The following is a 19725-nucleotide window of genomic DNA, read 5'->3' as shown; positions in this document are numbered from 1 at the left end:
TCTCATGGACCCAGGCCTCCATTGTAGGCCTGGCCCAGAAATTAGTAATCACCATCGGATTTCCGCAAGCTGGTCGCCACCTGCCTCGAGACGAGTTGCCCGGGACGACCCATCGCAGCCCTCCTCACACCGGAGGAGGACGACTATTTCGTTTTGAAACCCAAGCACTCCGGTTTCTATGCGACGCCGTTGGAGCTCTTGTTGGCGTTCCTCGGCGCGCGGCGACTGATTCTCACCGGGCTTGCCACGAACAGCTGCATCCTCTATACAGCGGCAGACGCCTATATGCGGCACTTTGCGCTGGTAGTGCCCGCCGACTGCACAGTCTCCACCACGAGCGAAAGCCAACACGTCATCCTCGAGCATCTCAAGACCATGTTGAAGGCGGACATTCGACCTTCGGATAAATTGCTCCTGCTTGATCGGATGGAGTCGCCATCCCGTTGACGCTCAGGCCGGCTCGCTGCCGCTCAACTCGCCATGTTGCGGATCAGCCGTATGTAGAAGTGGATGACCTCCCGATAGTTCTCGATCGACACCCGTTCATCGGTGCCGTGAATTCGCGAGGTATCTTCCGGCGCGATCCGCAGCGGAAGGAAGCGATAGATCGCCGACGACAGGTGCCGATAATGACGCGAATCGGTCGCGCCGAGAACGAGCCCGGGTGCCACGATGCTATCCGGCACCACTTCAGCAATGCTTTGCTGAAGGACTTCAAACGCCGGCGTGTCGGTCGGCGATTCCGCCGACGGCTCGCTCATAATCCGCCCGTGCTTGCGGACGGTCACGCGTGAATCGTTGATCGTTTGCTCCAGGTACGTTTCCACCGCTTCGATCCGATCGCCGGGATGGACACGGACGTTCACGAGCGCGCGTGCCCGCGCCGGCAGGACGTTTTCCTTTGGGCTGCCTTCCAGCATCGTGGGAGCAAACGTGGTTCGGATCAGCGCGTGCGTCGGCGGCGAGCTATCGAGGACGTACTGAATCGCCGGACGGAACAGCCACACGTTGGCCAGCACGAAACGAGCACCAAACGGCAGTTCCGGCGCCAGAAACTCGAAGAGCTGCGAGACCGGTCCCTCGAAATGTGCCGGCATGGTGTGCAATTGAATCGCGCGGAGCGCGGAACCCAGGATCGCCGCACTCGTGGGACGCGGCGGCATCGAGGAATGGCCGCCTTCCGTCTCGGCCACGAGCTCGAACGTGACGTAGCCCTTCTCGGCGATGCCAATGGACGCAATGGGTTTCGTCACGCCGGGCACGATGCCCTCGAGCACCGCCATCCCTTCGTCGAGAATCAGCTCGGGCCGGACGTCCAGATCGGCCAAGTGCGCGGCGATCTTCGCCGCACCCTGCAGCCCTCCCACTTCCTCATCATGACCGAAGGCCAGGAGGATCGTCCGTCTTGGGGCAAATCCCGACCGCGCCAGCAGCTCCACGGCCTCGAACGACGCCATCACGGCGCTTTTGTCATCCATCGCCCCGCGCCCCCAGACAAAGCCATCGCCGATCATCCCGTTGAACGGCGGATAGCTCCAGTCCCCTTCCGTCTCCGGATCAACCGGCACGACGTCGAGGTGTGCCAACAGCAGCAGTGGCGGCAGCGCCGGTTCGGATCCGACCCACGTATAGAGAAGGCTCCAGTCTCCGATCACCTCCCGCTTGAGCACGCGATGGGCCTCAGGGAAGGAGCGAACGAGGTGCTCGTGCAGGCCGAGAAACGCCGGTCGATCGAGCGGAATCGGCTCTTGGTAGGAGATGGTCTTGAATCGAAGCGCCTGCGCCAGGCGTTCTGCTGCCGATTGCACATCGAACTGCGGCAGGATCACGGTGGTCGCGTCGAGCTGTCGCGTGGGCATCCGCGCTGCACGCCACGCCATGATGGAAACGACTGTCATGGCAATGAGCAGGGTGAGGACGACGAGAAAGCGGCGAGCCATCGCTCTTCTATAGCTGCTCGCCTCGACGCGTGTAAAGCACGGTTCGCCGGCGACCGTCTTGATTCGCACTCCATGCGTGGGTACAGTCAGGCGGCTCCGCTCCTGGCAAAAGGACCGTAGTGGCCCTCTCGCACGAGCCCATTCCCATACGCCCCACACGCATCCGGTGGCGCATCGCGGCCTTGTTGTTTGTGATCAGCGTCGTCACGTACATGGACCGCGTCAATATTTCCGTCACCGCCCGCCAGATGATGCCGGCGCTGGGCTTGACCGAGATGCAAATGGGAGCGGTGTTCTCGGCCTTCGTGATCGGCTACGCGCTGTGTCAGCTGCCGGGTGGCTGGCTTGGAGATCGCTGGGGCCCGCGATTGGTGCTGACCGCCGCGATTATTTGGTGGTCGGGATTTACCGCCTTGACGGCTGTCGCGGCGACCCTGCCGATCGCGGTGATTACGGGCAGCGCCGGCGCCCTCGTCCTTATCCGCTTCCTCGTCGGCGTCGGCGAGGCCGCCGCCTTGCCGAACTTCAATCGCACCATCGCGAACTGGATGGCACCGGATGAGCGCGGCCTGGGCATCGGTCTCGCCATCGGCGGCATCGGCATCGGTTCGGCCTTCACGCCGCCCGTGACCGCCTGGATCATGGTCAATTATGGGTGGCAGACGGCCTTCTACGCGGCCGCCCTTCTCGGCGTCGTCATCGCCCTGATCTGGTACCTCTACGCGAGCGATCGGCCGCAGCAACACCGCCACGTGAACAGCGCCGAACTGGCCGTGATCGGCGGCGGCACCGCGAGTGGTGGTCAAGAATCTTCTGCCGGTGAGCCGACAGGCCGCTGGTGCACTCTCGCTCGCACGGCATCGGTCTGGTGGCTCGTGCTCAGCTATACCTGCCTCGGCTACGTCGCCTACATCTATATGTCATGGTTCTATCTCTACCTGGTGAACGTCCGGGGATTTACCGTGTTGCGTGGCGCGGTGTTCGCGGCCGCCCCGTTTCTCGCCATGGCTGTCTTCTGCCCGCTGGGCGGGTGGGCCACCGATCGCGTGGCCGAGCGGTTTGGAACGCAGATCGGCCGCGCGGTCGTCGGCGGCGCGGGAATGCTCTTGGCCGGCGTCTCGATCCTGTTCGGCGCCCTCAGTGAATCGCCCTGGCTCGCGCTCGCGTGGCTGTCCCTCGGAGCCGGCTGGCTCTATTTCCCCGTCGGCCCCTATTGGGCTTCGACCGTCGATCTCTCGAAACGACATGCCGGCGCGCTCTCGGGCCTGATGAATACCGGGGCGAATGTGGGCGGCGCGATTTCCCCGATGCTCACGCCCTGGCTTGCGCATCAATTCGGTTGGGCCTCCGCGCTGGGCTTCGGTGCTTGCGTCGCCCTGGTCGGCGGCGTGATGTGGATGAAAATACGATTTGACGCGACAGAAACCGCGGGTCCATAACCGCGGGCAGCGGTGCGGGCGACAATAGAGTCGCGACGCGACACCGCTTCCGGCAATCCATTGCCACGACCGGTTGGTACCTGGCGCGTCATCGTCGAAGGTTTACGCGTGATGAAGGTCGCGCCAAGAACGGAGCTTGCCTCCTGCCTCTTCTGCTTGTTACATTCCTCCGCAATGCAAGTGAAGTTCGAAAAGAAGAACCCGCGGGCGGTGATCAAGACGCGATTTGGCGACATGCTCGTGAAATTCTATCCGGAAGACGCCCCGCGCCACGTCGAGAACTTCATCAATCTCGCCAATCTCGGCTTCTATAACGGCCTCCGGTTCCACCGCGTGATCCCCGGCTTCATGATTCAAGGCGGCGATCCGATGAGCAAGCACCCGGATCGGCAGTTGCACGGGACGGGCGGGCCCGGCTACGCGCTGCCTCCGGAGCCGAACGACCGCCCGCACAAACGCGGCGCCCTCTCGATGGCGAAACTTCCGCGCGAGAGCAACAGCACGCGGGACTTCAACGACAGCGGCTCACAGTTTTTTATTTGCGTGGCCGATTCCAGCGGGCTCGACCGGCGCTATACGGTGTTCGGCGAGGTCTATCGAGGCATCGAAGTTGCGGATAAGATCGTGGCCCTTCCCCGAGATGAACAAGACAACCCCCTTGAACCCGTCGAGATGTTCATTACCGTCAAGGAATAGCTTCCCTCTCCCGAGGTGCGTACACTTAGAACGCGGGTCATTCTAGACCACCGCGCCAGCCCGTCGCTCCTCCCATCGTTGCTACTCGCTTTGCTGTAAGGACCCACGTCCGCCGGCCTTTCCCAACGGATGATAGGCGCGCTCCGTCGCACCGGCGCACAATCAAGCCGGTTGTGGAGGCCTCGTGACACCCAGCACTCTGTGTCGGATTGTTGTGCTCGCTGCCTGTGTGGCGATCGTCGGCTGCGCTTCACGCTCCACTAATGTCCCTCCGTTCCGCCCATCGCCGACTGGCGTGCCATCGGCCGCGATCGAGACCGATGACGGGCCTGCCACCGCGATGTCCTATGCGACCCGCGCCAAGGCCAAATACCGCTCGCGTGATTATGAAGGGGCGCTCGAGGATGCGACCCGGGCGATCGAGCTGGCGCCTCAGCAGGCTGAAGCGTATGCGACCCGTGCGGCCGTCAAACTTCAGCTCCGCGATTATCAGGGCGCGGACGCCGACGCGACCGCCTCGCTCGCGTGCAATCCCGACTGGGCTGACGCCTATATCGTTCGGTCCGTCGCCCGGTACCATCTGGAGGACTATCAGGGCTCGCTCGACGACAATGCAGAGGCGCTTCGATTGGTTCCGCAACATCTACTGGCTTACGCCAACCGGGCCGGCACCTTGCGGAAACTCGGCGATACCCAAGGTGCCTTGGCCGATCTGACAGAGGTCATTCGGCTGGCGCCCCATCACGCATGGGCGTATCTTCTTCGCGGCACCATTCACGTCGATCTCGGTCACTGGCACGACGCGTTGGCGGATTACAACCAGGTGGTGGCGCTCGGCGCCGCGGATGCGGACATCTATAGCACCCGCAGCCATCTGCGCATCCAGGTCGGTGATCTCGATGGGGCGCTCTCCGATGCGGACGCGGCCTTGGTCCGCAATCCCCGCCATGCCGCGGCCCGGGTCAACCGCGGGTGGGTCAAGCTGCTGAAAGGCGACGTCGAGTGGGCGGCATCGGATCTGTCGGAAGCGATCCACAACAATCCCACGATGGCCTCGGCGTACGTGCTGCGAGGCGAAGTCAACCTCAAGCGCGGACGCCCCGAACAGGCCGTCCGCGACCTGACTGAAGCCATTGCGTTAGGTGAGCGCTCGGCCCGTACATTTCTCGCGCGCGGACGCACGCGCGTCTCGTTGGGGGAATTGCCGGGAGCCGTCGAGGATTATTCGGAGGCCATCAGCTTGGATCCGAACGACCCGGTGAGCTATGCCAACCGGGGCTGGGCACGCTTTCTCTTGGAAGACACCCGTGGGGCGATCGATGATCTCGCTCGGGCCATCGACCTGAACCCGCGTTATGAGTACGCGTATGCCGCGCGCGGTCGGATTCTCCTCACCCTGCACGAGTACCATGCCGCCGTCGACGATACCAGCCGAGCGGTCGCATTGGCACCGAACTACGCCGAGCCGTACATGCTGCGAGGGCTTGCGAAACTGGAATTGGGCGATCTGATCGGCGCACTTCAGGATACGTCGCTCTCGATCACGCTCGACACGACGAATGCCGAAGCCTACTTGGCGCGCGGCTTGGTCTATCTGGCGTTGAATGAACCGACGGCCGCCCGGCACGATTTCTCCCGTGCAGAGACCATCTCACCTCGATTGCTGGAGGAGATTCGAATGCGGCAGACCGAGAAGAAAACGTAGCGGGGAGTCAGCGCCTCTCCGGAGCATTCACCTGTTCGACGACCCGTCGAAGCCGTTCGATCTCCTTTTCCAATTCCATCATACGCAATTCTCGATCGACGACGACATCGTGGAAGGCTTCCAGCTCGGCCACCTTGTCTTTCAACTCCGCGACCGTCTGCTCCAAGGCCCGCTCGGTTTCTTTCCGTCTGGTCATGTCCCGATTCGTCTCCAGCACGATCGACGCACCGGCCTCCGTCGGCAACAATTGCATTCGGCTTTCGACGATCACCGCCCGACCGTGCTTGGTGGAATGCGTGAGCTCTCCCTTCCAGACACCCTGTTGCTCAAGCGCGCGCTCCACATCCGCGACCGCTGAAGGGAACACGGTCCGCAGCAAGTCGTGACTGATCCGCCCGAGTGCCTCGTGCTCGGTAAAGCCATACAGTTCGCGGGCGCCTTCGTTCCATGACAGGATCGTCCCATCGACCTTCCGGATGAGCATCGGCTCGTGCGCGAGCTGCAGCAGCCGGCTCCGCTCCTCCAGCTCCCGTCGCTGTTCGATGTTGGACAAGGCCAGCGCGGTGCTGTCGGCGAGAGGCCTGCAGCCAGTGCAGCTCCTCGGCGGCCGCGGCATGCGGCCGAGCCCAATAGGCGCCGATCGCACCGATGGGTTGATCCATGCGAATCGGCACCATCATGAGGCTCTTCACGAACGTCGGGCGGTACAAATCCGTCGGAATCCGCGTGTCGGCATAAATGTCCGGGATCGCGACGGGCTGCCGATGGCGAATGGCCCACCCGGAGATACAGCACTCCACGGGAAACGATTGGCCCTTCCACAGCGGGGCGACGGCGTCTTCGTCGACGTAACAGACGGTGTTGTCACGACGGAGAATAAACGTCACCCCGTCGGCCCCGAGCAAATCACGCGCTTCTTTCCTGATCTCGGCTTGGATGTCCGTGAGGGTCCGGGCGAAGGACAGGCGTTGGATGGTTTCGATCAAACGCAAGGATCGGTCCATCGGTCACTCCGTAGAGGATCACGAGAAAAGTACTGTACTAAAAGGCGGCTGCCCAAATCCAGCGGGGCGACAACGGTCAGTAGAATGCCATGCTCGCGTAGGTCACCGTGGAGTTGAATTGGTCCGTGACGCCACGGTCGTACCGCAAAACCTCGCCCTTCTCGGCGCGGATCAGCTTCAGGAGTGTGTAGATCGCGGCGAACCCGGAAATGCGGCGCGCATTGCCCTCGCGGCGAATGAACGTCGCAAAGCCGTCGGCGTCAAGCTGCTCGACGTACTTGAGCATCTCCAGGTCGGCCTGCATGCATTTGTGGAAGGAAAAATCGGTGGGTGGTTTGTTGTCGCCGTACCGCAGGCCGATGTGGGCCAGCTCGGCACTGGCCACGACACAGACGGGCTGACCTGTGTCTTCAATCGCGTCCCGAAGGATCTGCAGAAATGACTCCACGTGATCTTTGAGTGTGAGGTCCGCCAAGTCGTCGGGCGAAAAGGCGGTCAAGATCGGCAAGAATGTGATCGGCTGCTTCGATCCGACAAGATGCTGAAGGAAGGGAAGCTGAAATTCGATCGAATGTTCGTGCTGGTGGCTCAACTCCTCCTCGAAAAACGAGGCCCCGCCACGCTTGCGAATCGAACCTACCAGATCGCGGTCAATCGATACGGTCCCAAGCGGCGTGTCGAAATCCTTGTCGGTCAACGCATAGCCGTGCTGCAATCCGGCGTGCGCCGTCCCGATGACGAGAAAGGTGGGCGGTGTCTGGGCATCCCGAATTTCCTTGTACGCCCAGGCGTAGATCGGGCCCGCCTGGCGAATGTCGTAGTGTGGCGCGACGATGCCCTTGATCGACTTCCCGGCATTGGACGAGGGCCGCCAATCCGGCCCTTCTTTCGATGTAAAGAAGCCGTCGATGTCCTTTTTCAACTGATTCGGATCGGCCGAGTAAGCCTGCCCCGCGTACCGCGCCGGCCGCGACGGTCGCTGTCGGTAGGCCTCGATCGCGGCCGCCCGCGCCAGTTCGACTCGCTCCCCTTCCAAAAACAACTTGTCATCAAGATCCGCGATCAGCTTCTCCAAACGATCGGGCATCAGGAATTCGCCGAACTTCCGCAGATACTCGGCACCGATCTGCTCGCGCGAATGCTCGCCGTCGAAAAACTGCATCATGTAGAAATAGTTCAAGGGGATGATCAGCTTTTCGGTGCTCAAGCCGGTGGGGTCCCAGAGGACGATATACTGCTCGTCGTTCTGTTTGAGCGGAGAGTATTGGAGGTTGCGGAGCGCCGGAAACTGTCGCGCGTCTTTCGTCGGTGGTGCCATGGCCAGGCATCGTACCCGACAAAACGGCCGCGTTGCAATGGCCTAGGACGTTTGGGACTCCCTCGGCCCGTCGTCCGGCCGCCGTCTGGCCCACACCACCAGCACGATGATCGTCGCCACACCGAGGACGAGCGAAGCCCGGTAGTAGAGCGGCGAAGCGAACTCGATGAGGTCGCTCAATCGGCCGATCAGGAGTGACATACGGGCCATGACGGTATAACCGAAGGCGGCGCCGAAAGCGATCATCAAAAAGACGATGCCGGTGCGGGCCGCGACATGCACCGGGCCGGTATGCTCAATCGAAAAGAAGAAATAGAAGAGGACAGACACGACGCCGACCAGCAGGAGAATCGCATTCAAGTTACTCGCGGGATTGAGCAGGCTCGCGGTAAAGGTGAGGCCATCGGGCGTCATTGACACCAACGGCCGCACGGTATCCTCGATCTGCTTCAACACATAGGAGGAGATCACCCGTGGAATCGCCAGGCCCGAGCCGACGCCGACGACGAACGCGAAGGCGATTCGCGAGAGCCATGCGGCCTTCGGGACGTAGCGCGCGAGCATGAGGACGCCGATGCCGAGCGGGATCAGCAAGGACCAGTCCCCCTCCTTGACCATCGGCTCGTAGATCAACCGCACCACGACGGTATCGTAGGCTTTGGCGATCGTGTAGCCGACCGAGATGCCAACGTACAGATGCTCGGCGAGCTTGAACAGCGGGTTGTCCTTGTACAGGAACGTGAAGATGAAGATCGTCAGCCCGGTCGCCACCCACGCGCCGAGCAACAGCTCCGTGCTCATGATGGTCGTTCCGTTCGTTGCCGGCGCAGCGACAGATAGAACACGTTACAGAGGATGACGAGGCCGATGATCGTGAAATGCGTGACCGATTGCGCGTCCATGCCGGCCACCGCCCGCCCCTTCTTGTCGATCAACACCTCGTATTCCGCCGCGCCGCGCAGGCCACCAATCAAGCCATTGATCTGTCCACTCCGGAGAAGCGGATAGAGGCCTGGCGCGATGACACCCGTGCAGCCGCCACCCAATTCGAAGCGATATTTGTCCTTGCCGAACACGTACCAGGTTTCGATCCCCGCCGTGCCCGCCGCAAGACTCACGACGTAATTCACATCGCGTAACGTCTGGACGCCCTGCAGCACGGCCAGGTCCTTCGTGGCGTTGCCGTAGTAGTCGCTGGGGAACGCCTTGTATAGATCCTGGCCCATCGTGATGATCAACGAGCTGACGCCTGGGCTCCACCCGAGAAAGACATAATCCTTCCCGTTCACCTTTCCCATGTCTCGCGCCGTTTGAGTGACGACTTGATCGGCCATCCCGGTACCCGAGACCCACAGCGTCATCCCGATCACGCGCAGGTTTTTTCGAAACGCGTGCCGCAAGAGCGCGACCGCCTGAGGATACAACTCCGGCTTCGACGCCGGGTCGAAGTCGAGGGAGAGGAGAAACACGCTGCCCTCCGGCAGCGATTCGATGTAGTCGTAGACGCCGCGCACCTCTGGCGACACCTTGATGGCCAGCCCGACCGGGTAGAGAAGCGGAATCAACGTGCAGACGCCGATCAGCAGGAAGATCACCCGCCGATCGAGCCGCAACATTTTTTCAGCCAAGGTCATCCGTGTCCACTCAGCGCTCAGCCGTTCATCTCTCGCTACTCAGCACTTATCACTCAGCACTGTGTCCTATTCCCTGCCGCCGCCGAGATACGACCGCTCGATCCCGAAAATGATCTTGAGCGAGAGCGCCACGGCGCCAAGGCTGATGCCGATCAGGATGGCGCGGCGGACCGACGCGTTGAGCACGTTCAGCACCCACTGGGTGATGTCGCCGGTCACGGGCACGAGGTATTCGCCCAACGGCACGCGGCCCATCATGACGATGATCGCGGCGACGAGCAGGACAGCCGCCTCACGGCTTCGCGCCCGAAAGGATCGATACGCCGCCGACGCAATGAAAAAGGCCAGCAACGCGAACATCGTCCCTTGGAGCGGCACCATCGTGTACGAATAAATCCAGCCGAACGCCGTCATGCCGCCGTCCATCGACTCTTTGCCGTTGACGGCCAGGCCGACGACGATGGTCCCCACCATCCCCGCGTACAGGACGAAGCTGTAGCCCCATCCCGGCTCGCGGCGGCGAATCTTGACCGCGTGCTGATGGAACAGGCTCGTGACGCCGAGCACCAACGCGAAGCCGCCGATGATCTGCAGCCACTTGTTGACGGTCGTGAGCAGCTCTTCGGACGCCGGATGCGGGACATAGTACTGCGCGATGAAGATGATACCGGTCACGAACGTGATCAGCAGCGGCAACTGGCGGCGAAGGAAGATCATTTCAAGTCCTTGAACAGATCGAGCACGACCGACGGCCAGTCGGTACCGAACAGCACGCCGGCACTTGCCAGCAGCGAACCCACGAGAATCACGCCCAGCACGATTGCTTTACCGATATCCTGACCGCGGAGCGTCCCAACCTGTACCGGTTCGCGCGAGAGGTAGGCGCTGGCGGCATAGAGCTCTTCGCCGATCAACGTGTAGTCGCAGGTCGTCACGAAGAACGGCAACTGGTGATCCGAGTCGGTTCCCGCAATCTGAATCGCACCGGTGCTCGCCCCAGTTTCGGTCAGCAACAGGGCCTCGGCAAAATAGGACCCCATGAAAAAGTTGGCCGCCGGTTGCTTGCGCAGCATGAGGCCATCCACGGCCGCCGTGTAGCTGAACTGATCCGTGGTGATGAAGAAGTTGGAATCTTCTTTGAACGCATCGGGCTTTCCCGCCTCCAGATACCCTTGCTTCGTAATTTCCTGGCACACCGCCATCACGATCGGATCACGGTGCGGCACCATCAAATCCGTCTCGTACAGCGCCACGCGCTTGGAGACGCGCCCCAAAATCACGGCGGCAGCTAATGTCGACGGCTCGCTCATATCGCCCGCGCCGGTGAGATAAAGGATCGGCTTCCCGAGCTCGGTCGCCCGCCCGATGGCTTCATCAACTGCATCCAATCCCGGAATGCGGCGCAGAAAAATCTCCTTCCGCTTGGCCTGTTGAATGGAGCCGACGACGACCGCACCGAAGATGAGTACGACGAAAAAGTTGTTCAATTGATTCCAATTGACCCAGTTCGGGCCCGGCACGGCGCGGACGGCCGGCGCTTCGCTGCGTTCCTCGCCTCGGACGGCCGCGACCACGAACGCGTACGCGTCGCCGTTCTTCAACTCCATGCCTTTGCCGCTTTTCACGACGTAATAGTGATCGGTGGCTTTCGCCGGCCGCGTCCACCACGGCAACTTCGCGTCCTTCGTATAATGGGTGTCGGCGGCGAATTGCGCGAGGACTTTCCCGCCCGACGGGACGTCCTGCAAGCCATTGCTGACGCGAATTTCGTACTTCACGCCCGGACTGTCGTACGGCGCGGGCGACCAGACAAGGACGATCGCGCCGCCGGCATCGCTCGGCGCATCGAACGCCTGGACGTGTTGCGGCGGCGGTAACGGGTCAGCGAAGGAAGGAGCGGGCTGAAGGAGAAGGAGCACACCAGCGAGCCAGAATCTGCTGCTCGTCGAGGGACGCTTCAACAACGGCTCCAATCAGCCTTCAATGATTTCCACGTTCGCGCGTGGAATCGTGGCAACGCTCTGGTCCGCGAATTGGACTTGAAGGACCCGCACGTCGCTCTCGGTTTCGATCTTCGTCAACTCCGGCGGTAGTCCGACCACCTGACCGATCTTCCCGAACAAGGGATCGCGAATAATGCGGACTTGATCGCCAATTTGCAAGCCGCCGCGCTCGGAATCATCGCCCGTGTCCTCGACGGCAGGCCGGGTCCCGTCACCGCGCGCAATGATCAGCTCGGGCCGGATCACCCCAGCGCGGATCTGCGTGGCGCCGGAGATCGACGCCTTCTGCCCCGCATGAGCCTGGAGAAGTTTGAACGTCTTCGCCGCCATGGGAATCGTGCCGAATCCTTCGGTCAGAACGAGCGTGAACCCGACGCGCTCGGTGCCGGTGATCGCGACACCGAGATCATAGCCCAGCAGCTCGCGCAGATCCTTGTCGTGAATACCGCCGACGACGAGCGCCGCGACGCCGAGATCCCGTGCGCGCGTCATCGTCTCCGCGCCCAGAAACGAGCCGCCGATCACGATCTTCCCCTTCATCTTCGGATCCAGCTTCTCGGGCACGAGCACCTCATCGGGGGCTTTGACCGCCATCATCAGCTCGCCCCACGTCTCACCACCGATCCCGAAGATGCCCTGGATCAAGGTACACGGCGTCTCGACCGTCACCCCGTGCGTCGGCTGCACCTCGACGACGGTCCCATCGATGTAGGCCAGGAGATTGAGCGCGCGCGGCGGTTCGCGGAGAATCGCTTGGCCGGTCACGGCCGATAGCGATTCGAACGTCCCGGCAATCGGCGCCCGCACTTCGGTCTTCAGCCATTTGATGAACGGCTTGTTCTCGGCAATGACGTCGTCCTTGGCGATCGACTCCCCGGGCTTCTTGATGAGATAGTCGCCGATTTCGTCGGGTGCCACGCCGAGCAGATTGGCCAGGTTCACCGGGTGGACCTTCCCCGGTAATTCCGTGCGCGCCACGATTTGATCCGACGCGACGCGATCGCCGATCTGCACGAGGACGGTGCCGGGAATCGGGAGCAGCCGTCGCTTGCGGACGACCGTCCGCTCCGTCACCGTCAAGCCGGGCGTGTAGGAATGACCCATCTTCTAATGAGTGCTGAGTTATGAGTGCTGAGTGCTGAGTAAAGACCCAGGAATAAAAATGAGTGCCCTGCATCCTTCCACTTTTCTCATGGCCGGTTCCTCACTCAGCACTCAAAACTCAGCACTCAGCACTTCTTTATCTACTTCGGGTACAGTCCCACCGCCCGGTACCACTTTGTGAGCGCCGCGACGCGGGCATGGGACTCCACCGGCAATTGCAGTGATCGACCACGGCCGTCGAGCAGAAGGCCGACCACCCCGCCCTTCACCGGTTTGGTCACCGGTTCGCCCTTGCCGGCTCCGATGTCCACGGTTCGCGCCGGGCGGATCTCGATCTGTGCGCGTTCCTCGGTTCCCACGGGAATCAGCTTGAGGTCGCCGAAGGCCAGCACGCCTTGCTCGGCCGTTCGTCCGCCTTCGAACGTCACGGTATACGCCAGGCAGCGTTCGCCCTCCTTGCCGCGCGCGATCGGCGCCACGCACGTGCCCAGATACACGAGGCAATCCTTGACGAAGACCTCAGTGGCGGCGTGCTCGTTCACCGTGCTCAAGACGCCGAGGTGCGGCATCATGAAGATGCTGTCGACGGCCAATGTGGTGACGCCAAGCGGTTCGTAGGCATCGACCATCATGAGCATGGATTGCACCCGGCGCGGCGCGTGGGAGAGAATCCCCCCGCTCCCGACGATCAAGTCGAGCTTCGCCATGTCGATCAGCGTCGCGCCGGAGGTGCGTTGCTCGAAGATGTCCGAGATGGTCCGTTCCTGCTGCACGCCCTTGAGCCCTGTCGCCAGTGATTTGTGGTGCACGAGCGCCAGCCGGAGCGCCTCCCGCGCGATCGCATGCTCGATCTGCAACTCATCCAATGTCTGGGGAATGGTCGTCGGCCGGATCATCTTGTTCTTGATGCGATTGCGGAGCGTCTGTTCCTCTAAACTGAACGGCACCCAGCGCATGATGTTCGCAAGACCGGCTTCCGCGAGCACGTTCGAGATGCTGTACGACATGCCGAGATTCGCGCTGACCGTCCGATTGAAAATCCCATTGAAGACGGAGAAGACGTCGGTCGTGGCGCCGCCGATATCGACACCGATCAGGTTGATGCCGTCGCGGCGCGCGAGACTTTCCATGATCATCCCGACGGCCGCCGGCGTCGGGATGATGGGCGCGCCCGCCCAGGAGATCAGTTTCTTGTAGCCGGGCGCCTGGGCCATGACGTGCTCCAGGAACAGATCGTGGATCTTGTCGCGCGCGGGCGCCAGGTTTTCCCGTTCGAGCACGGGGCGAATGTTTTCGGTGACGGTCAGCGCCGTCTTCTCCCCGAGGATCTCTTGAATCCGCGGCCGCGCGTCCTTGTTCCCGGCATAGATGAGCGGCAGCCGATAGCCCAAGCCGAAGCGCGGCTGCGGTTCGGCCGCGGCGATGTACTCGGCCATCTCCACCACATGGGTGATGGTCCCCCCGTCCGTTCCGCCGGACAGCAAGATCATATCGGGCCGGAGTGAGCGGATCCGTTCGATCTTGTCGTGCGGCAACCGACCGTCGTTGGCCGCCAGGACATCCATGACGATCGCGCCCGCTCCCAAGGCGCACCGCTGCGCACTTTCCGCCGTCATGTTCTGCACGACGCCCGCGACCATCATCTGCAGACCGCCTCCCGCGCTGCTGGTCGAAATGTAGATATCGACGCCCGCCTTCGGATTCCCTCCGATCCCGCTCGGGGTCAGAATCTTCTCGCCGTCGAGAATCTTCCGGCCCGACAACTCTTCGACCTCCGCGATCGCGTTCAAGACGCCGCGCGTCACGTCCTCAAACGGCGCCTCGACCGTCGTCGGCGCTTCGCCGCGAAACGTCTGGCGGTACCCGTTCGGCGTCTTTTCAATGAGGATGGCCTTGGTCGTGGTGCTGCCGCAATCCGTGGCGATGATCGTCTGAAGCGGCCGATCCACAGAGGCGGCAGACGTCATCGCTGACCGGATACCCGCTGAGCATCGGCCCGGGCTTCGATGAGTGCGGCGAGGCGGGTGAGCGTATCGCGGCGTTCGAGCAACAGCGCGATACGCTCCACGTCACGCTGTGGGAACACGACGTCGAGGAGCGGCGTGAAGAAATGCAGGGCCTGACTGCCGAGAAAATTCATCGGCCCGAGGGATTCCAGAAACAGCACCGAGGGCATTGCCATCCCGCGTCGGACGACGGCATCGGCCACCCGCTCGAGCAACGCCAACTCCTCCGCGGTCAATGGCTGGCCCTCGGGCGCCACTGCAAACGCATGCCGGACATGCGCGGCAAGACCCTGGAAACGTTGGACGAGGTGATGCGCGGAGAACGCCATCATGCAGAGGGAAAGAGTGGGCTCAGAACCGTCGAATCATTATAGGGGGCTGGTCGGAACAGAGTCAAACCTTCTTGGCACGACCTTCATCACACGTAAACCATCGACTGTGACGCGCCAGGTACCAACCGGTCATGGCACGTGATCACCGGAAGCAGGGTCGCTTCGCGACTCTCTTTTTTTCCTTCTTGGCGCGACCTTCATCACACGTAAAACCATCGACTGTGACGCGCCAGATACCAACCTTTACCTGGCGTGACAGGAACCACCAGATAAACAACCTTCCCGCCGGGGCGCGCCAGGTTTGCCAACAGACCGATCCTATCGCGCCAAGTCACCGGCATGGTAGCTACTTCGCACAAGGGGTCCCGACTCGACGTGCTCGAAGCCTAGTTCGAGACCTTCTTCCTTGAGCATCAGAAATTCATCCGGATGATAGAAGCGGGCGACGGGGAGATGCTGCTTGGTGGGCTGCAGGTATTGTCCGAGGGTCATGATGTCGCAGCCGACAGCCCGCAGATCGCGCATCACCTCACGCGCCTCCTCGATCGTCTCGCCCATTCCAACTATCAATCCGGATTTCGTGCACGCGCCCATGGCCTTGGCCCGCCCCAGCAACTCGATCGACCGATCGTACTTGCCTTGCGGTCTGATCGAGGGAAAGAGGCGGCGCACCGTTTCGATATTGTGGTTGAGAATGTCAGGCCGCTCGTCGATTACTGTTGCGAGCGCGGTCTCGTTGCCTTCGAAGTCAGGAATCAACACTTCGACGGTGCATGTCGGGATCAACCGCCGGATCTGTCGGATTGTTTCAGCGAAGAGGGCCGCCCCGCCGTCCGGTAGCTCGTCTCGATTGACGGATGTGATCACCGCGTGGCGCAGACCGAGGGCTTGCACCGCTTCGGCCACACGACGCGGCTCCTCGTGATCAATGGGTAACGGGCGGCCGGTCGTGACGGAGCAATAGTGACAGCGTCGGGTGCAAATATCGCCGAGGATCAGAAAGGTGGCGGTGCGGCTGTTCCAACATTCCCAGACGTTCGGACACCGGGCCTCTTCGCAGATGGTGTGGAGCTTGAGGCGATCCATGATCGCCCGGATGTCCCGGTAGTCGGGTCCTTGCTGGATCTTGACCTTGAACCATGGGGGGAGGCGGCGAGCGGGAGCAGCATCAGAGGGACGGCTAAGCCGATCGATCGGCACGAAGGTCATTCGCCCTCCGGGATCAACAGCTCGATCGGGTGTTCCATGATTCGTTTGAACTCTTGCAAGAATTGCACGGCTTGCATGCCGTCCACCGCACGGTGATCGCAGGATAAGGTCACTTTCATCCGGCGGCCTGCTCGTACCATACCATGTTCGATGATCGGTGCGTCCGTGATACCGCCGATGGCAAGTGATGCAGCCTGTGGGGGAACCAGGATGGCGATGAAGTTGTCGACGTCGAACATACCCAGGTTCGAGATCGTGAACGTCGCGTCGCTGTATTCAGCCGGCTGGAGCTTGCGCGCTCTGGTCCGCTCGATCAGCTCCCGCGATTCGCGCGCGATGTCCCAGAGCGACTTGCGGCCGCAATCCCGGATCACAGGGGTGATGAGCCCTTCTTCCATCCCGACCGCGACCCCGATATCGATCGTCCCATGCTGCTTCAGGCTCTCGCCGGCGAAGCTCACATTCATGTTCGGATGCTTGGCGAGTGCCAATGCCGCCGCCTTGACGAGCAAATCGGTGACGCTCGGATGGGTCCGACGACTCTGTTTGATCTGTGCCCTTATCTGCTCGGCCTCCGCCATGTCGATGTCGGCCATCAGGTAGAAGTGCGGCACGGGCGCCTTACTCTGGGTCATCGTGCGCGCGATCGCCTTGCGCATCTGGCTCAGCGGCCGATCGGTTGCCGCGGCCGGCTCAACTTTCCGTGCCGGCGCTTCGCGGTTGACGTCCGGGATATCGCGTTCGATGATTCGGCCGTCGGGGCCGGTGCCCTTGATCGTGCGGAGATCGATGCCGCGTTCCGCCGCTAACATGCGGGCGCGGGGAGAAGCTTTGACCTCCCGTGGCTTTTCTTCAGCGCGCGACTTTTCTTCCTGCCTCGCCTCGACCTTCGGCTGAGCCTCACGTTTCTTCCCGTCAGGCTCAGCCTTCGCCGCCGGTTGAGGTGGCGCCTTGACCTGGGCGCCTGGTTTCGGCTTCACCTCCGGTCCACTGGTGTGCCCGGGTTGAGTCGATTCCGAGAGGACGGCATTGATGTCCTCGTCGGGTTCGGCGATCACCGCGATCAACGCGCCTGACTTCACCGTTTGGCCGGCATTGGCCAGGACCTTCCGCAACGTCCCCGAGCCGAACGCTTCCAAGTCCATCACGGCCTTGTCGGTTTCAATTTCGGCGAGCACGTCCCCGGCGGCCACGGTCTCGCCTTCTTTCTTCTTCCACGACAAGACGGTGCCTTCCTCCATCGTGTCGGTGAGCTTGGGCATGACAACACGTGTGGGCATCGATTACTCCAAGGATGCTGAAAAAGGCCGCCAACCGCGTTCTCGCCTCGTCAACGTCCCTGCCGCCTCACCATCTCGGCGGCGCCCACAAACGCGGCGCGACTTATTCGTCGCGCCGTGCGCCCTCAACGTACCCCACACGGGTTGAGAGCCTGTCTTGGCAGGCTCGGGGTGGGTGGGTGAGAACGATGTACGCCTCCGGTGTTGACTTCGGCTGCGGCCTTGTTGGACGACCTTTTTGAGCATCCTTCTCATGCTGATGTTCGAATTCAGTGTTAACAATTACCGATTAACGTTTCACGAATAGCGACAGCATCTGACGGATCCATCCGCTCCGGCGGGCTAATTGTTCGCCGACTGTCGGAATGGCCGTGTCTCCACCGTCTGGATCGGGATGCTCGATCCACGGCTCTTGGCTTCCCAAATAGATCGTTCCACGAAAATTCAGCCGGCTGCGCAATTGGGAATAGCCGCGCTCGCGCAACATCCGAATCAAGTCATCGACGGCCTCCGCCGACGTCGCACACGCCCGCGTCTCGATCAAGGTCTTCTCGTACCGAAGAACGGCGCGAATGCCGCCGTCGACCTGTTCCATATCGATCTGCCGGTTGAAGCCCCGCTCGCGCTCATCGAGCCCAGCCACCTGGTACTGTTCGATGACCGAGGGTTTGTTGACCATTGCCTTCAAATCGACCGAAACACCGCGAGCACATCACTCAGCGCGATCATCTTGTTCTGCAAGACGCTGCGCGCGGTTTTGATGTCTTCCGCCATGGTGCCGCTGCCCCCCGCCTTCAGACACGCAGAGCCGAGCGCCAGGATTTCATCACATTCTTTTTCAACCTTGGCCTTCACAACGCGATTGATGGAAAGGATTTCCGACAGCCGCTCCACCGTCTCGGTGAGATGGGCCTGCAGTTCCTCTTCGGGATAGGTCTGCCGGGCCGACTCGTTCACACACCGATCCAAGTAGTTTGCGAGAAACACGTACAATCGCACCATCATCTCGGTCACTTCGATGTGCCGAGGGACGACCACATCGGTAGGCATCGCGGCCTCCATGATAAGGGTTAATTGCGACCGAGCACCCGTTTGACCGCGGCGGTGACACGCGCCACGTCTGGAATGGCGGCGTCTTCGAGCGGGCGCGTGTAGGGCATCGGCACGTCTTCGCCGGTCACGCGCACGATCGGGCCGTCGAGATAGTCGAACGCCGCGCTGTAGACGCTCTCGGCAATCTGCGCGCCGAGACCTGCAAACCGCCAACCTTCCTCCACGATCACGAGCCGTCCCGTCTTCTTCACGGACGTGACGATCGTGTCGAGATCGAGCGGCTTCAACGTGCGCGGATCGACGAGCTCGATGTCGATCCCGTCCTTCTCCAAGGCTTTTGCCGCGTCAAGCGCGAGCAAGAGCATTTTCGAATACGCCACCACCGTGCAATCACGTCCGCTTCGCTTGATCTCCGCCCGGCCGATCGGAATCGTGTACTCGCCGTCCGCGACCTCGCCTTTTGTCGCGTAGAGCAATTGCGCCTCGATAAAGATCACCGGGTTCGGGTCGCGCACCGCGCTCTTCAACAGGCCCTTGGCGTCGTGCGGGGTCGCGGGAGCCATCACCTTCAAGCCCGGCACGTGCGCAAACCACGCTTCGAGGCTCTGGGAGTGTTGCGCCGCCAATTGGTGCGCCGCGCTGCCCGGCCCACGGATCACCATCGGGACCGAGAGCTGCCCGCCCGACATGTAGCGAATCTTGGCGGCGTTGTTGACGATCTGATCCATCGCAAGAATGCCGAAGTTGAACGTCATCAACTCGACGATCGGATGCAGGCCCGCCATCGCGGCCCCGATCGCAAGCCCGGTGAATCCCGCTTCGGTAATCGGCGTATCGAGCACGCGCTTTGGGCCGAAGTCCTCCACGAACCCCTTGCTGACCTTGAACGCGCCTTGGTAGTAGCCCACCTCCTCGCCGATGAGGAACACCGTGGGGTCGCGCCGCATCTCCTCGCGCATCGCCTGGTTGAGCGCTTCCCGATATGTCAGCAGGGTCGGCATG

19 protein-coding genes and 1 pseudogene are annotated in these 19725 nt (G+C 61.9%); 4 read left to right on the top strand and 16 right to left on the bottom strand.

The features are described 5' to 3' along the window. The first annotated feature begins 69 nt into the window (after positions 1–69). Positions 70–447: a cysteine hydrolase family protein gene (locus tag AC1U7K_RS02065; protein WP_480249139.1), complete on the top strand. Its 378-nt coding sequence runs from the start codon at positions 70–72 to the stop codon at positions 445–447. A gap of 23 nt (positions 448–470) precedes the next feature. Here the strand turns inward: AC1U7K_RS02065 and AC1U7K_RS02060 are convergent, their stop codons facing one another. Further along, the gene (locus tag AC1U7K_RS02060) at positions 471–2009 is read right to left on the bottom strand and encodes a M20 family peptidase (RefSeq protein WP_480249134.1); all 1539 of its coding nucleotides are present in this window, start codon (positions 2007–2009) and stop codon (positions 471–473) included. Between the two features lie 50 nt (positions 2010–2059). On the opposite strand from AC1U7K_RS02060, the gene AC1U7K_RS02055 reads away from it, so the two are divergent. The 3 genes from AC1U7K_RS02055 (at position 2060) to AC1U7K_RS02045 (ending at position 5780) form a co-directional block, all read left to right on the top strand. After that, on the top strand, positions 2060–3379 hold the full coding sequence (locus tag AC1U7K_RS02055; protein ID WP_480249133.1) for an MFS transporter: 1320 nt from the start codon (positions 2060–2062) through the stop codon (positions 3377–3379). Between the two features lie 174 nt (positions 3380–3553). Then, positions 3554–4075, top strand: coding sequence for a peptidylprolyl isomerase (locus tag AC1U7K_RS02050; RefSeq protein ID WP_480249138.1), 522 nt, complete (start codon positions 3554–3556; stop codon positions 4073–4075). Between the two features lie 184 nt (positions 4076–4259). Further along, positions 4260–5780: a tetratricopeptide repeat protein gene (locus AC1U7K_RS02045; protein WP_480249132.1), complete on the top strand. Its 1521-nt coding sequence runs from the start codon at positions 4260–4262 to the stop codon at positions 5778–5780. Positions 5781–5787: 7 nt separating this feature from the next. Here AC1U7K_RS02045 and AC1U7K_RS02040 read toward each other — a convergent pair whose 3' ends face one another. The 15 genes and pseudogenes from AC1U7K_RS02040 to AC1U7K_RS01970 all read right to left on the bottom strand — a co-directional run bounded on the left by AC1U7K_RS02040 (position 5788) and on the right by AC1U7K_RS01970 (position 19724). Then, a complete protein-coding gene (locus tag AC1U7K_RS02040) occupies positions 5788–6333 on the bottom strand; it encodes a PAS domain S-box protein (RefSeq protein WP_480249131.1) in 546 nt (181 codons plus the stop codon). Positions 6334–6418: 85 nt separating this feature from the next. Beyond that, positions 6419–6784, bottom strand: a pseudogene (locus AC1U7K_RS02035) (GAF domain-containing protein); the annotation flags it as partial. A gap of 76 nt (positions 6785–6860) precedes the next feature. Then, a complete protein-coding gene (amrB, locus tag AC1U7K_RS02030) occupies positions 6861–8102 on the bottom strand; it encodes an AmmeMemoRadiSam system protein B (RefSeq protein ID WP_480249130.1) in 1242 nt (413 codons plus the stop codon). A 42-nt stretch (positions 8103–8144) separates the two neighbouring features. Then, complete coding sequence (locus AC1U7K_RS02025; RefSeq protein WP_480249129.1) at positions 8145–8903, bottom strand: hypothetical protein; 759 nt, start codon at positions 8901–8903, stop codon at positions 8145–8147. After that, positions 8900–9736, bottom strand: a complete 837-nt coding sequence (locus AC1U7K_RS02020) for a hypothetical protein (protein WP_480249128.1) — start codon at positions 9734–9736, stop codon at positions 8900–8902. The genes AC1U7K_RS02025 and AC1U7K_RS02020 overlap by 4 nt, the downstream gene beginning before the upstream one ends. A 66-nt stretch (positions 9737–9802) precedes the next feature. Next, positions 9803–10453, bottom strand: a complete 651-nt coding sequence (locus tag AC1U7K_RS02015) for a hypothetical protein (RefSeq protein WP_480249127.1) — start codon at positions 10451–10453, stop codon at positions 9803–9805. After that, positions 10450–11697, bottom strand: a complete 1248-nt coding sequence (locus tag AC1U7K_RS02010; protein WP_480249126.1) for a DUF6754 domain-containing protein — start codon at positions 11695–11697, stop codon at positions 10450–10452. Before AC1U7K_RS02010 ends, AC1U7K_RS02015 begins: the two co-directional genes overlap by 4 nt. 12 nt (positions 11698–11709) lie before the next feature. Further along, positions 11710–12843 (bottom strand): hypothetical protein, encoded by a 1134-nt coding sequence (locus AC1U7K_RS02005; RefSeq protein WP_480249125.1) that lies wholly within the window; start codon positions 12841–12843, stop codon positions 11710–11712. 140 nt (positions 12844–12983) lie between these two features. Then, the gene (locus tag AC1U7K_RS02000) at positions 12984–14810 is read right to left on the bottom strand and encodes a glutamate mutase L (protein WP_480249124.1); all 1827 of its coding nucleotides are present in this window, start codon (positions 14808–14810) and stop codon (positions 12984–12986) included. Continuing rightward, on the bottom strand, positions 14807–15181 hold the full coding sequence (locus tag AC1U7K_RS01995; RefSeq protein ID WP_480249123.1) for a hypothetical protein: 375 nt from the start codon (positions 15179–15181) through the stop codon (positions 14807–14809). Before AC1U7K_RS01995 ends, AC1U7K_RS02000 begins: the two co-directional genes overlap by 4 nt. Positions 15182–15499: 318 nt before the next feature. After that, positions 15500–16390, bottom strand: coding sequence for a lipoyl synthase (gene lipA, locus AC1U7K_RS01990; RefSeq protein ID WP_480249122.1), 891 nt, complete (start codon positions 16388–16390; stop codon positions 15500–15502). Beyond that, complete coding sequence (locus tag AC1U7K_RS01985; protein ID WP_480249121.1) at positions 16387–17670, bottom strand: dihydrolipoamide acetyltransferase family protein; 1284 nt, start codon at positions 17668–17670, stop codon at positions 16387–16389. The genes lipA and AC1U7K_RS01985 overlap by 4 nt, the downstream gene beginning before the upstream one ends. Positions 17671–17959: 289 nt before the next feature. Then, positions 17960–18349, bottom strand: a complete 390-nt coding sequence (locus AC1U7K_RS01980) for a hypothetical protein (RefSeq protein WP_480249120.1) — start codon at positions 18347–18349, stop codon at positions 17960–17962. 5 nt (positions 18350–18354) lie between these two features. After that, on the bottom strand, positions 18355–18720 hold the full coding sequence (locus tag AC1U7K_RS01975; RefSeq protein WP_480249119.1) for a hypothetical protein: 366 nt from the start codon (positions 18718–18720) through the stop codon (positions 18355–18357). 20 nt (positions 18721–18740) lie between these two features. Continuing rightward, the gene (locus tag AC1U7K_RS01970) at positions 18741–19724 is read right to left on the bottom strand and encodes a pyruvate dehydrogenase complex E1 component subunit beta (RefSeq protein WP_480249118.1); all 984 of its coding nucleotides are present in this window, start codon (positions 19722–19724) and stop codon (positions 18741–18743) included. Position 19725 lies beyond the last annotated feature (1 nt).

This window comes from Nitrospira sp. Vd2 (genome assembly GCF_979581665.1).
The sequence above is the reverse complement of the archived record's forward strand: the minus strand, read 5'-3'. Positions and strand labels throughout refer to the sequence as shown.